Raw genomic sequence first — 13,116 nt, forward strand, 5'->3', positions numbered from 1 at the left:
GCTTGCGGCTATCCGAAAAGGTAATTCGCCGTCTTATGAAGCAAGTAGGAGTGCAGGGAGTGAACAGAAAGAAGACAAGCTACAGTTCCTATCAGGGAGAAATCACGCCAGCTGTCCCCAATCTTCTAAAACGGGATTTCCATGCAAATCGTCCCAATGAAAAGTGGCTGACAGATATTACGGAATTTGCAATCCCTGCAGGCAAGGTTTATCTTTCGCCAATCATCGACTGCTTTGATGGCATGCCTGTTTGTTGGAGCATTGGCATCAGCCCGAACGCAGAGTTGACAAACGGAATGCTGGACAAAGCGATTTCTCTTCTAAAAGTCGGAGAGCACCCAGTTGTCCATACGGATCGTGGGTGCCACTATCGCTGGCCAGGCTGGATCAGTCGTATGGAAGCAGCGCATTTGCATCGATCCATGTCCAAGAAAGGGTGCTCGCCTGATAATTCAGCCTGTGAAGGTTTCTTTGGGCGAATGAAGAACGAGATGTTTTATGGGGTTTCCTGGCTAAACGTTTCAATAGAGGAGTTCATTCATACAGTCGAAGATTATATGGCTTGGTATCGGGAAAAGCGAATTAAGATATCTCTTGGTGGACTTAGTCCGCTGGAGTATAGACAAAAACTCGGCCTATCGGCATAGTCCAAGATTTTGTCCGCACCCCCTAAGGTACAATAAGTTGCGCAAATTGAAAACCGCATAAAAGAAGACATAGCTTGCAGGCTCTGGTAGAAGGAAGTTACCACACACCATTCTGAAAGGAGACAACAAACTATGTCCGAGAGAATTGTACAGCTGAATGAGGAAATTATCAAGGGGAAAAACAAGGAATTGGTCCGCAGCAGCGTGGAGGAAACCCGGAATGAGCTGCTGGAAAAGGAGACGGGGTCCCTGACACAGGCTGCCCGCTACGAGCGCAGCGAGGCCCGTCAGGGCTACCGCAGCGGCCACTATGACCGGAATCTCACCACCGCCTCTGGCGACGTCACGCTCCACGTGCCTCATCTCAAGGGTGTGTCCTTTGAGACCGCCATCATCGAGCGGTATCGCCGCCGGGAGAGCAGCGTGGAGGAGGCCCTCATCGAGATGTACCTGGCAGGCGTGTTTCCGTGCACCGGGTAGAGGACATCACCGAGACCCTGTGGGGCAGCAAGGTTTCACCCGCTACCATCAGCGAGTTGAACAAGAAAGCCTACGTCCACATCGAGGACTGGCGCAACCGCCCCTTGCAGGGCGGGCGCTATCCGTATGTCTACGTGGACGGCATCTATCTGCGCCGCAACTGGGGCGGAGAGTATGAAAATGTAGCCATTCTGGTGGCAATCGCCGTGAATGATGACGGTTTCCATGAGGTTTTAGGCGCCGCCGAGGGAATGAAAGAGGATAAGGCCAGCTAGGTCAGCTTCTTTCAGTGGCTCCGCGGACGCGGCTTGGACGGCGTAAAACTCATCGTCGGCGACAAGTGCATGGGGATGCTGGAGACCGTGGGCGAGGTGTTCCCGGACGCCAAATACCAGCGCTGCACAGTGCATTTCTATCGCAATGTTTTCTCTGTTGTGCCTAAATCCAAGGTCAAAATTGTGGTAAAAAATGCTCAAGGCGATCCACGCCCGGGAGAGCAAACAGACATCCCGCGAGAAGGCTAAAGAAGTCGTTGCCGAACTGCGCGCCATGAAGCTGAAGGAGGCTGCCAAGAAGGTCGAGGACGGCATTGAGGAGACGCTGACCTACTGCGATTTTCCCAGTGAGCATTGGACGCGCATCCGCACCAACAATGTGATCAAGCGGCTGAATTGTGAAATCCGCCGCAGAACCCGCGTGGTGGGAACATTCCCTGACGGCAACTCTGCTCTGATGCTGGTCTTCGCTCGGCTTCGCCATGTGGCGGGCACGCAGTGGGGCAGAAAAAATATATGAACATGAAGTACTCGGAGGCGGCGCTGGACGACGCCTTCATTGCCGGCTGACTTCACTCAGCCGGAGAACCTGCAAACAATTTTGCGCACAAATCTTGACGGGACCGAGTCTATTAGATGCACGCATGTGATATAATCTTGGCCACGCATTTTGTCAATTCGTATACAGATCTTTGTCGAAATCATAGATGTTACCGCACTGTTTGCGATTATTGAACAAAAAGGTGCTCTCCGTTTGCTGGAGAGCACCTTCGTTTTTTACTTAGCCGACACGCTGTCTGGAGTGGTGCAATTCGATCTGCTTGGACTTGATGAACACGCTCAGTTTCTTGTAGGCAAGCATGGTAATCGCAGTCAGGATTGCGCCTTTGATGAGATTGAACGGCAGAACGCCGAGCAGCAGATAGCCCTGCATGCCGGTCACATACGGGTTGATCGCGTTGCATGCATCAAAGATAGCCTGCAGCGGCATAACCTGCGAATAAAACGGAATGATAAGAAAATAGTTGGTCAACATGCCGACACACGCCATAGCAACCGAGCCAGCTGCACAGCCGAGGACAGCCATCTTGCGGCTCTTGTGACCGCGGTACAGCAGCACGGCAATAACAACGAGCGTGGAAAGCATCAGGAAATCTGCGACCTCACCGGAGCCGCCGGTCTGGGTCTGGGTCAGATGAATGATGTCCTTGATGCCGATCATCGTGATCGCCGGAGCGATGCCGAAAATAAACGCACCGATGAGCACGACTGCACCGGACAGATCCACCTTGAGGAACGGCGGCATGAACGGAATCGGAAATTCAAAGTACATCAGTACGGTTGCGATAGCCGCGAAAATTGCGGTGTAGGTGATCTTGCTGGTTTTGGTCATTGCTGTTTTCTCCCTTTCAGGAGTCCTGTTCCATAAATAAAACAAACCCCTGGATTGCTCCAGAGGCATACAGACGTAGCGATAGGTACATCTGTTTCTCTCATCCGGACTATAACCGTCGGTTGGGATTCTAACCCATCATGCCTTGCGGCTCGCAGACTATCAGGCTCGAAGCCTGTATACTGCCGGTGGAGACTTTCACTCCGCCCTGAAACAGAACTGATTTATTTATATTGCTATTATAGTCACCAGTAAAGGACTTGTCAACACTTCAGCAAGAAAAAACATAAAAGCCGCCTTCCCTTGCGAAAGCGGCTTTTTATCAGAAATCAGTCTTCCTTGCTGCTCATCAGAGTAACCATAACGGCCTTCTGTGCGTGCAGGCGGTTTTCTGCTTCCTCGAAAATTTCGTTTGCGTGCTCCTCGAACACCTTGGTGGTGATCTCCTGCTCACGGTAGGCCGGCAGGCAGTGCTGCACCATGCAGCCCGGCTTTGCAGCAGCCAGCAGCTCATCATTGACCTGATAGCCCTGGAATGCCTTCATGCGGACTTCCTTCTCGGCTTCCTGTCCCATGGACGCCCATGTATCAGTGATAACAACGTCTGCGTTCTCAGCAGCCTTCATCGGGTCATCGGTGATGAAGAAGTTCGGGTTCGGCTCTGCGAATGCCATAACCTCAGCGTCCGGACGGTAGTCCACCGGCGTTGCGATGGAAACCCTCATGCCGGTCTTGAGGCCGCCGACGATCAGCGAGTTTGCCATGTTGTTGCCGTCGCCAATGTAGCACATCTTGAGACCCTCAAGAACGGCAAACTTCTCACGGATGGTCATGAGGTCCGCCAGAACCTGACACGGATGGCAGAAATCAGTCAGACCGTTGATGATCGGAATAGAGCCGTAGTTTGCCAGATCCTCTACTTCCTTCTGCTCATAGGTGCGGATCATGATGCCGTCCAGATAGCGGCTCAGCACGCGGGCCGTATCCTGTACCGGTTCGCCGCGGCCAATCTGCAGATCACGGTTGGACAGGAACAGCGCCTGACCGCCCAGCTGATACATGCCGGTCTCGAAGGAAACGCGGGTACGGGTGGAGGACTTCTGGAAGATCATGCCAAGGTTCTTGCCTTCCAGGTGACGATGGGAAATGTTGTGCTTTCTCTCATACTTGAGCTGATCCGCCAGATCGAGCAGACCGATGATCTCCTCGGTGGAGCAGTCAAGCAGCTTCAGTAAATGCTTCATTGTAATAAACCCTTTCTGCAAATTAGCAATGAATAATTAGTAGTTAGTAATTATTTGGGTGCTGCTGCACCAGTACGATAATCACGTTAATTACTAATTGTCAAGACCTTTGATTAAAATACCTTTGCCATGATAGCGAGTGCTTCATCCATTTCTTCCTTCGAAATGGTGAGCGGCGGGAGCAGACGAACGGCATTTTTGCCGGCGGTGATCGCCAGAACGCCGTTTTCGATCAGCTTATTGGCAAACACGGAGTGCTTTCCTTCCTCAACGATGATGCCGAGCATGAGACCCATGCCGCGCACGCCCTTGATATTCGGCGAGCCAAGGGACAGGATGCCGTTGCGAAGGTACTCGCCCTTTTCGCGCACTTTCATCAGGAACTGGCCGTCACCGACAGTATCGAGCACGACGTTTGCTGCGGAGCAGACAATCGGCGTACCGCCGAAGGTGGTCGCGTGCGTGCCCGGCGTCAGGACGTTGCAGCAGGTATCCGCCGCCATGACAGCGCCGATCGGCATGCCGCCGCCAAGACCCTTTGCCATAGTGACAACGTCCGGCTTGATATCGTACTGCTGGAAGGCAAACAGGCTGCCGGTACGACCGATACCGGTCTGCACCTCGTCGATGATAAGCAGCATATCCTTCTCGCGGCAGAGCTTCTCTACCTCCTTGACGAACTCGCGGTCAAGCGGCAGAACACCGCCCTCGCCCTGAATCAGCTCCATCATGATGGCGCAGGTCATATCATCCGCCTTTGCGCGTACCGATTTGATGTCGTTGGCAACCGCGTAATCAAAGCCCTCGGTAAACGGGAAGAAATAGTTGTGGAAACGCTCCTGACCGGTGGCCTTCAGCGTGGTTACGGTACGTCCGTGGAAGGAATTGATGAGCGTCAGCACCTTGAAGCGGCCCTCACCATACTTGTCGAACGAGTACTTGCGCGCCAGCTTGATGGCACCCTCGTTTGCCTCAGCGCCCGAGTTGGCAAAGAATACCTTGCCACCCAGATGTGTCTTTTCTACCAGCTTCTTGGCAACCTGAACCATCGGCTCGGTGGTGAACAGGTTGGAAACATGCATCAGCTTGTGCGCCTGCTTATCGATCGCGTCAATGATTGCCGGATTGGCATAACCCAGACAGTTTACACCGATGCCGGAAGCAAGGTCGATGTACTTCTTGCCCTCAACGTCCCACAGGGTCGCACCCTCGCCGTGGTCCAGTGCAATCGGGAAACGGCCATAGGTGTTCATTACATATTTATTTTCTTCGCTTTTTAATTCATTGTAAGTCATAGGGTATCACCTTTTATCGGAGATACGGAGCGAATCATTCTCCATTCTCCATTTTCAATTCTCAATTACTGAAACATAGTGCCTGCGCCGACCTTGGAAAGCAGCTCGATCAGAATCGAATGCTTGACACGGCCATCCAGAATGGTGGCACGCTCAACGCCCTTGCGGACTGCCTCAACACAGCAGTCTACCTTGGGGATCATGCCGCCCTTGATGATGCCGTCGCGCACCAGCTTCGGCACCTCGGACACCTTGAGACGGTGAATGACACTGTCCGGATCGTTAATGTCCTGCATCAGACCGCGTACGTCGGTCAGCAGAATCAGCTTTTTTGCACCGAGTGCAACTGCCAGCTTGCTGGCTGCGGTATCAGCGTTGATGTTGTAGTTGGTTTCATCGTCGATGCCCTGTGCAACGGTAGAAACGACCGGGATATAGCCCTGCTGCAGCACATCGATAACCGGAGCCGGGTCTACGTCCATAATGTCGCCGACGTAGCCGTAATCCGTACCCGAGCGGTCGGTCAGGCGCTTCGCCTGAAACAGGCCGCCGTCCATGCCGCCGAGACCGATGCCGCGGCCGCCTGCCTTCTCGATCAGGGTTACAAGGTCCTTGTTGACCTTGCCGCACAGCACCATCTGGACAATATCCATGGTTTCACGATCGGTATAGCGCAGACCGTTGACAAACTTGCTCTCCTTGCCGATCTTTCCCAGCATTTCATTGATTTCCGGGCCGCCGCCGTGTACGATAACGACCTTGACGCCGACCAGATTGAGCAGTACCAGATCGTGGATGACCGCGTCCTTCAGCTCCTCGTTGATCATTGCGTTGCCACCGTATTTTACGACAACGGTCTGACCGTAATATTCCTGAATATACGGAAGTGCTTCGACCAGAATATTGGCGCGCAGCTCCGCATCAAGTTGAGTATCCATACTAATTCGTTCCTTTATCCTGTTATAAGCAGCGATTACGTTCTATAATCTCCGTTAATTTTCACATAATCGTAAGTAAGGTCGCAGCCCCATGCAGTAGCGCTGTCCTCGCCCTCATTTACATCAACCGCAATGGTAACCTCGTTCTCGGAGAGCACCTTCTTCGCCAGATCTTCATCAAAATCCAGAGCAGCACCCTTGTCGCAGACTGCTACGCTGCCTGCAGCGGACTCGAACACCACAGAAACGTACTCCGGACGGAACGGCGCCTTGGAGTAGCCCATTGCACACAGCACGCGTCCCCAGTTTGCATCTGCGCCGAACATGGCCGCCTTGACAAGATTGGAGCCGACAACGGCCTTGGCCAGTCGCTCAGCTGCTTCCTCGGAGCGGGAGTTCTTAACGGTGCAGGTAACCAGCTTGGTTGCACCTTCGCCGTCTGCGGCGATCTGGCGTGCCAGGCGGGTGTTGACCTCGTTGAGTGCCTTGCAGAACGCCTGATATTCCTCGTCCTGCCACTCGATGAGTGTATTGCCTGCCATGCCGTTTGCGAGCACGATGCACATATCGTTGGTGGAGGTGTCGCCGTCAACCGTTACACGGTTGTAGGTCTTTTTTACGTTCTCCTGAAGTGCATCAGTCAGCATTTCATGCGTGATGGCGCAGTCAGTCGTGATGAAGGACAGCATAGTGCCCATGTTCGGATGAATCATGCCGCTGCCCTTGCAGATGCCGCCGATGCGACAGGTCTTGCCGCCGATGGTGAACTCAACAGCCGCAGTCTTGGGCTTGGTGTCGGTGGTCATGATGGCGCGATTTGCCTTCTCGGAGGCGTTGTCCTCCAGAACCAGTTCCGGCAGGTGCTCCTCGATGCACTCGATGTTGAGGCGCTGACCGATCACACCGGTGGATGCAACGGCAACATCGGTTTCGGCTACGCCGAGCAGCTTGGCCGCTGCCTGCGCCATACGGCGAGCGTTCTCCATACCGTCCGGTGCACAGGCGTTCGCGTTGCCCGCATTGGCGACGATCGCGCGTGCTACGCCGTCCTCGAGATGCTCCATGGTAACATACAGCGGAGCCGCCTTGACGCGGTTCATCGTGTAGGTGGCAGCCGCGGTGCATTCGCATTCGCTGAAAATGATTGCGGTATCGTCATTCGTGCGGCTTTCCTTGACGCCGCAGCGCACACTGCCCGCCTTAAAGCCCTTTGCGGCGCAAACGCCGCCTTCGATAATTTTCATAATAATTCTCCCTGCTGAAATCAGAGGTTTAAGCCGGTCGTTTCATCCAGACCGAGCATGATATTCATATTCTGCACGGCAGCGCCCGAAGCGCCCTTGCCGAGATTGTCAAACAGTGCGGTGACAATGGTCTGCTCCTCGTGGCCGCAGACGATCAGCTTGAGGCTGTCGTGACCAGCCAGTGTGTTGGCGTAGATCATCGGCTCTTCACCGCCGAACGGCGCCACGGTGACAAGCTGTTGACCCTCGTAGTGCCTGGTGAGCGTCGCATGCACGAGATGTGCATCTACGCCCGGGAGCATAACTGTGGTGGCCATACCCTTGTAAAAGTCACCTACGATTGGCACGAACACCGGCGCCTGCGTCAGACCGCAGATGTAGCCCATCTCCGGCAGGTGCTTATGGTGCAGGTTCAGACCGTAAATGCGCTCGGAATCGTGTCGCGGATCGCGGTTCTCGTCCTGATACTCCGCGATCATTTTCTTGCCGCCGCCGGAGTAACCGGTCAGCGAAGCACAGGTGAGCGCGGTGTCCTCGGCAATGATACCGTTTGCTACCAGTGGGTAAACCGAGGAAATAAATCCGCTTGCGTGGCAGCCCGGATTGGCAACGCGCTTGGAGTTCTTGATGGCTTCGCGGTGCGCCTTGGAAAGCTCGGCAAAGCCGTAATCCCAGTCCGGGTCGGTGCGATGCGCGGTCGATGCATCGATGACACGGGTGGTATCATTCTCGATGAGCGAAACCGCCTCTTTCGCCGCCGCATCCGGCAGGCACAGAAACGCAATGTCGGCTGCATTGAGGAACTTGCGGCGCTCCTCGGTGTCCTTGCGCTTATCCTCATCGATGAGCAGCAGCTCGATGTCGTCGCGGCCGCCGAGGCGCTCGTAAATCTGGAGACCGGTCGTGCCCTCTTTGCCGTCGATGTAAATTTTAGGCTTCATCGTCCTCAACCTCCGCGATGAACTTGTCAATTTTATCAATCTGGCGGGTTACTTCCTGCGGAGCCGGGCCGCCGATGACCTTACGCTCAGCAACACAGGTGCGCAGGTCGAGTGCGTCGTATACGTCGTCGCCGAACTTGTTGGAAATTGCTGCAAAGTCGCGCATGGTCATGGTCTCGAGGGTCTCATCGGCCTTGATACACTGGTTGACCAGACGGCCGACCGTCTTGTACGCATCGCGGAACGGAACACCCTTCTTGGTCAGGTAGTCGGCGCAGTCGGTTGCGTTGATAAAGCCGCGGGAGGCTGCCTTGCGCATGTTGTCGCGGCGCAGCGTCATGGTGGAGAACATCGGCGTAAATACCTCAAGGCACTGCTTTACGGTGTCGATCGCGCCGAATACAGCCTCCTTGTCCTCCTGCATATCCTTGTTATACGCCAGCGGCAGACCCTTGAGTACGGTCAGCATGGTGGTCAGCGCACCGTAAACACGGCCGGTCTTGCCGCGGATCAGCTCGCAGACGTCCGGGTTCTTCTTCTGCGGCATGATGGACGAGCCGGTGGAGTACGCATCGTCCAGCTCGACAAACTTAAACTCCCACGAGCACCACGAAATAATTTCCTCGGACAGACGGGACAGATGCATCATCAGGATGGACAGCGCGGAGAGCAGTTCCACGCAGTAGTCACGGTCGGATACGCCGTCGAGCGAGTTGTCGGTCAGGCGGGCAAAGCCAAGCTGCTGACGAACGAAGTCGCGGTCGATGGGATAAGTGGTCGAAGCCAATGCACCCGAGCCGAGCGGCATTTCGTCCATGCGCTCGTAGCAATCCTGCAGGCGGGATACGTCGCGCTTGAGCATGTTGGCATACGCCATCATATAATGTGCAAAGGTCGTCGGCTGTGCGCGCTGCAGATGGGTGTAGCCCGGCATAACCGCATCGAGATTCTCACGGCTCTTTACAGTCAGCGCCTTCATAAAGCCGAGGATCAGCTTGATGATCTCCTTGATCTCCTTCTTGACGTACAGACGCATATCAAGTGCAACCTGATCGTTTCTCGAACGGCCGGTGTGCAGACGCTTGCCGGTATCACCGATGCGCTCGGTCAGCAGCTGCTCGACGTTCATGTGGATGTCCTCGTAATCGAGCGAGAACTCAACCTTGCCGTCCTCGATATCCTTCAGAATGCCCTTAAGACCCTCGACGATCTTTTCGGCCTCATGCTCCTCGATGATGCCCTGCTTACCCAGCATGGTAGCGTGCGCGATAGAGCCGGTGATATCTTCCTTATATAAGCGGCAGTCAAACAGGATGGAAGAGTTAAAGTCGTTTACCACCAGATCGGTTTCCTTCTGGAAACGTCCTGCCCATAATTTTGCCATATTTATGTTACCTCACAAAACACTCATAGGGCGGCACACGACGGGCGTGCCGCCCTATGATTTCTTTTACTTACTTTTCAACAGACGGGAAATGCTCACCGGTCTTCTTGTACAGGATCTGATCGTTCAGGGCACGAACCTTGAGCGGCAGACCGAACAGGTTGATGAAGCCTGCAGAATCGGCCTGATCGTAGCAGTCATCCTCGTTAAAGGTTGCCATATCCTCGGAGTACAGGCTGTACGGAGAGGTTACGGAAGCCGGGATGATGTTGCCCTTGTACAGCTTCAGCTTAACATCGCCGGTAACGGTCTCCTGGGTGGAGTCAACAAATGCAGAGAGCGCCTTGCGCAGCGGCGTGTACCACTGGCCGTTGTAAACCAGCTCGCCGAACTTGAGAGCAACCTGATTCTTATAATGTGCGGTCTCCTTGTCGAGGGTGATCTCCTCCAGCTTTGCATGTGCTGCGTACAGGATCGCACCGCCCGGAGTCTCATAAACACCGCGGCTCTTCATACCGACCAGACGGTTCTCAACGATATCGAGGATACCGATGCCGTTCTCGCCGCCGAGCGTGTTCAGCTTCTCGATCAGGGCAACGGACTCGAGCTTCTCGCCATCAACTGCGGTCGGAACGCCCTTCTCGAAATGAATGGTAACATAGGTCGGCTTGTCCGGAGCCATTTCCGGGGAAACGCCCAGCTCGAGGAAGCCCGGCTTGTTGATCGGTGCTTCGTTGGACGGCAGCTCGAGATCCAGACCCTCATGGCTGAGGTGCCACAGATTCTTATCCTTGGAGTAGTTGGTCTCCTTGTTGATCTTCAGCGGAATGTTGTGCGCTTCCGCATACTCGATCTCCTTCTCACGGCTATTCAGCTCCCAGAAACGCCACGGAGCAATGATGTCCATCTGCGGTGCAAATGCATGAATAGCCAGCTCGAAACGAACCTGATCGTTGCCCTTGCCGGTGCAGCCGTGGCAGATCGCGTCAGCGCCTTCCTTCAGTGCAATATCAACAATACGCTTTGCGATGATCGGACGAGCGAACGAGGTTCCCAGCAGGTACTGCTCGTAGGTTGCGCCCGCCTTCATGGTCGGGATGATGTAGTCATCAACGAAGTCCTTGGTCAGATCCTCGATGTACAGCTTGGACGCGCCGGTCTTGAGCGCCTTCTCCTCCAGACCGTCCAGCTCGGTGCCCTGACCGACGTTGCCGGAAACCGCGATAACCTCACAGCCGTAATGCTCCTTCAGCCACGGAATGAGTACCGAAGTATCCAGACCGCCGGAATATGCCAGAACAACTTTGTTATATTTCTTTTCCATGTTTTTCGACCTCGCATTCTGCGTTTTTTTCGATGGTTTTATTATACTACCGCCATACTCATTTGGCAAGCAAAATTTATAATTATTTTCTCCATTGTATATTTATGCATACTATGAATTTGAATTTGATAAATAATGCTTGCACTTTCTGTAAAAACGTACTATTATATTATAAATGCACTGTGTCAAGACAGATTGCACGGAATGAATAAAAGCGCACAAAAAATGGTGCGCAAAGGGGCGTTTTCCGCAATGACCGAAAGAAATTTAACCATGCTCACTGACTTTTACGAGTTTACGATGGCGAACGGATACTTCGAAAAGGGTATCGGCAACCGCCGCGCATACTTCGATATGTTCTTCCGCCGTGTACCGGACGGCGGCGGATATGCCATCATGGCAGGCGTGGAACAGCTGATTGAATACTTCAATAACCTGCATTTTTCCGAAGAGGATATTGCATATCTTCGCAACCGCAAGTGCTTCTCGGAGTCCTTCCTCAATTATCTGCGCGATTTTGAGTTTGAATGCGACGTATGGGCCGTACCCGAGGGTACGCCGGTATTTCCCGGTGAGCCGCTCGTAACGGTGGCCGGTCCGATGATCCAGGCACAGTTTGTCGAAACCATGATCCTGCTGACCATCAACCACCAGACCCTGATCGCCACCAAGGCAAACCGCATCACGCGTGCAGCAGAGGGCCGTACCGTACTTGAGTTCGGCTCCCGCCGGGCACAGGGCTACGACGGTGCTATCCTCGGTGCCCGCGCTGCCTACATCGGCGGCTGTCAGGGCACGGCCTGCGTTCTGTCCGACCGTGACTACAAGATTCCGGCCGGCGGTACGATGGCGCACTCCTGGGTGCAGATGTTTGACAGCGAGTACGAAGCCTTCAAGGCTTATGCGGATATTTATCCGGATAACTGCGTATTCCTGGTTGACACTTATAATGTACTCAAGTCCGGTGTGCCGAACGCAATCCGTGTCGCCAAGGAACTGGAAGCAGAGAAGGGCATCCGCGCACGCGGCATCCGTCTGGATTCCGGCGATATCGCTTACCTTTCTATCGAGGCCCGCAAAATGCTCGATGCCGCAGGCTTCGAGGATATGCAGATCATGGCGTCCAACTCGCTCGATGAGTATCTGGTGCGCGACCTGCTCGTGCAGGGTGCCCGCGTAGACTCGTTCGGCATCGGCGAGCGACTCATCACCTCCAAGTCCGAGCCGGTATTCGGCGGCGTATACAAGCTGGCTGCCGTTGAGGACGAAAACGGCGAGATCATCCCGAAGATCAAGGTTTCCGAGAACGTCGAGAAGATCACCACACCGCACTTCAAGCAGGTGTACCGCCTGTTCGACAACAAGACCGGCAAGGCGCTCGGCGACGTACTCACCGTGCACGATGAGCAGATCGACGCTTCTCTGCCGTATGTACTGTTCCATCCGGTCTACACCTGGAAGCAGCGTATCGTTACCGATTATACGGTTCGTCCGCTGCGCGTACAGCTGTTCAAGCACGGCAAGTGCATTTACAACAGCCCGGATGTTGAGGACATCCGCAAGTACTGCATCCGTGAGGTCGATACACTGTGGGATCAGATCAAGCGTTTCGAAAATCCGCAGACCTACTTCGTGGATCTCTCCAAAAAGCTGTGGAGCTGCAAGAACGAGCTTCTTGAAGCCTGCCGCATCTAACAAGCAAATTCGCAGACAGCGAACCATAATATAGTGGTTCGCTGTTTCTTTGCGCCCAATCGCAAGATTGTATAAAAGCTGTGAGCATCCCTACACAGGATTTCGCTCATGTAGCCTGTTTCAGCAGTTTTTCGCAGAAACACGCTATCTTTTCGCAGATGTAAATCGCAAGAATTTAGTAGTACATCGCACCACAGGAGATTATACTAATAATCGCGGTCAAAAAAACCGCATATTCCACACAAATTGAAGGGAT

Annotated in this window: 10 protein-coding genes, 1 pseudogene and 1 riboswitch; of the genes and pseudogenes, 3 read left to right on the plus strand and 8 right to left on the minus strand. The window is 54.0% G+C overall.

Going from position 1 to position 13,116, the window contains the following annotated elements; translation table 11 throughout:
* On the plus strand, positions 1–647 hold a 647-nt coding region (locus IEY11_RS07330; RefSeq protein WP_188886196.1), incomplete at its 5' end, for an IS3 family transposase.
* 132 nt (positions 648–779) lie between these two features.
* Positions 780–1,972 (plus strand): annotated as a pseudogene (locus IEY11_RS07335) (IS256 family transposase).
* Positions 1,973–2,183: 211 nt separating this feature from the next.
* Here IEY11_RS07335 and IEY11_RS07340 read toward each other — a convergent pair.
* The 8 genes from IEY11_RS07340 to IEY11_RS07375 all read right to left on the minus strand — a co-directional run bounded on the left by IEY11_RS07340 (position 2,184) and on the right by IEY11_RS07375 (position 11,165).
* Positions 2,184–2,795 (minus strand): ECF transporter S component, encoded by a 612-nt coding sequence (locus tag IEY11_RS07340; RefSeq protein ID WP_110436750.1) that lies wholly within the window; start codon positions 2,793–2,795, stop codon positions 2,184–2,186.
* Positions 2,796–2,883: 88 nt separating this feature from the next.
* A riboswitch (FMN riboswitch) is annotated at positions 2,884–3,015 on the minus strand.
* Positions 3,016–3,124: 109 nt separating this feature from the next.
* A complete protein-coding gene (argF, locus tag IEY11_RS07345; protein ID WP_188886197.1) occupies positions 3,125–4,039 on the minus strand; it encodes an ornithine carbamoyltransferase in 915 nt (304 codons plus the stop codon).
* Positions 4,040–4,152: 113 nt separating this feature from the next.
* Complete coding sequence (locus IEY11_RS07350; RefSeq protein ID WP_118729826.1) at positions 4,153–5,334, minus strand: aspartate aminotransferase family protein; 1,182 nt, start codon at positions 5,332–5,334, stop codon at positions 4,153–4,155.
* Between the two features lie 65 nt (positions 5,335–5,399).
* Positions 5,400–6,272 carry an acetylglutamate kinase gene (gene argB / locus IEY11_RS07355; RefSeq protein WP_118761622.1) on the minus strand — a complete coding sequence of 291 codons (873 nt, stop codon included), beginning with the start codon at positions 6,270–6,272 and terminating at the stop codon, positions 5,400–5,402.
* Positions 6,273–6,307: 35 nt separating this feature from the next.
* Positions 6,308–7,516, minus strand: coding sequence for a bifunctional glutamate N-acetyltransferase/amino-acid acetyltransferase ArgJ (gene argJ / locus IEY11_RS07360; protein ID WP_188886198.1), 1,209 nt, complete (start codon positions 7,514–7,516; stop codon positions 6,308–6,310).
* A 20-nt stretch (positions 7,517–7,536) separates the two neighbouring features.
* On the minus strand, positions 7,537–8,457 hold the full coding sequence (gene argC, locus IEY11_RS07365; protein WP_118285805.1) for an N-acetyl-gamma-glutamyl-phosphate reductase: 921 nt from the start codon (positions 8,455–8,457) through the stop codon (positions 7,537–7,539).
* The gene (gene argH, locus IEY11_RS07370) at positions 8,447–9,841 is read right to left on the minus strand and encodes an argininosuccinate lyase (RefSeq protein WP_188886199.1); all 1,395 of its coding nucleotides are present in this window, start codon (positions 9,839–9,841) and stop codon (positions 8,447–8,449) included. The genes argC and argH overlap by 11 nt, the downstream gene beginning before the upstream one ends.
* A 70-nt stretch (positions 9,842–9,911) precedes the next feature.
* Positions 9,912–11,165 (minus strand): argininosuccinate synthase, encoded by a 1,254-nt coding sequence (locus IEY11_RS07375; RefSeq protein WP_188886200.1) that lies wholly within the window; start codon positions 11,163–11,165, stop codon positions 9,912–9,914.
* 252 nt (positions 11,166–11,417) lie between these two features.
* Here IEY11_RS07375 and IEY11_RS07380 point away from each other — a divergent pair, with 252 nt between their 5' ends.
* Positions 11,418–12,860, plus strand: coding sequence for a nicotinate phosphoribosyltransferase (locus IEY11_RS07380; protein WP_118480144.1), 1,443 nt, complete (start codon positions 11,418–11,420; stop codon positions 12,858–12,860).
* The last annotated feature ends 256 nt before the right edge of the window (positions 12,861–13,116 follow it).

It is taken from the genome of Butyricicoccus faecihominis, from assembly GCF_014648015.1.
Lineage (GTDB): Bacteria > Bacillota > Clostridia > Oscillospirales > Butyricicoccaceae > Agathobaculum > Agathobaculum butyriciproducens.

Coding starts and splice junctions, on each gene's coding strand:
- IEY11_RS07340 (WP_110436750.1), bottom strand. CDS start 2,795: ATGACCAAAACCAGCAAGATCACCTACACCGCAATTTTCGCGGCTATC.
- argF (WP_188886197.1), bottom strand. CDS start 4,039: ATGAAGCATTTACTGAAGCTGCTTGACTGCTCCACCGAGGAGATCATC.
- IEY11_RS07350 (WP_118729826.1), bottom strand. CDS start 5,334: ATGACTTACAATGAATTAAAAAGCGAAGAAAATAAATATGTAATGAAC.
- argB (WP_118761622.1), bottom strand. CDS start 6,272: ATGGATACTCAACTTGATGCGGAGCTGCGCGCCAATATTCTGGTCGAA.
- argJ (WP_188886198.1), bottom strand. CDS start 7,516: ATGAAAATTATCGAAGGCGGCGTTTGCGCCGCAAAGGGCTTTAAGGCG.
- argC (WP_118285805.1), bottom strand. CDS start 8,457: ATGAAGCCTAAAATTTACATCGACGGCAAAGAGGGCACGACCGGTCTC.
- argH (WP_188886199.1), bottom strand. CDS start 9,841: ATGGCAAAATTATGGGCAGGACGTTTCCAGAAGGAAACCGATCTGGTG.
- IEY11_RS07375 (WP_188886200.1), bottom strand. CDS start 11,165: ATGGAAAAGAAATATAACAAAGTTGTTCTGGCATATTCCGGCGGTCTG.
- IEY11_RS07380 (WP_118480144.1), top strand. CDS start 11,418: ATGACCGAAAGAAATTTAACCATGCTCACTGACTTTTACGAGTTTACG.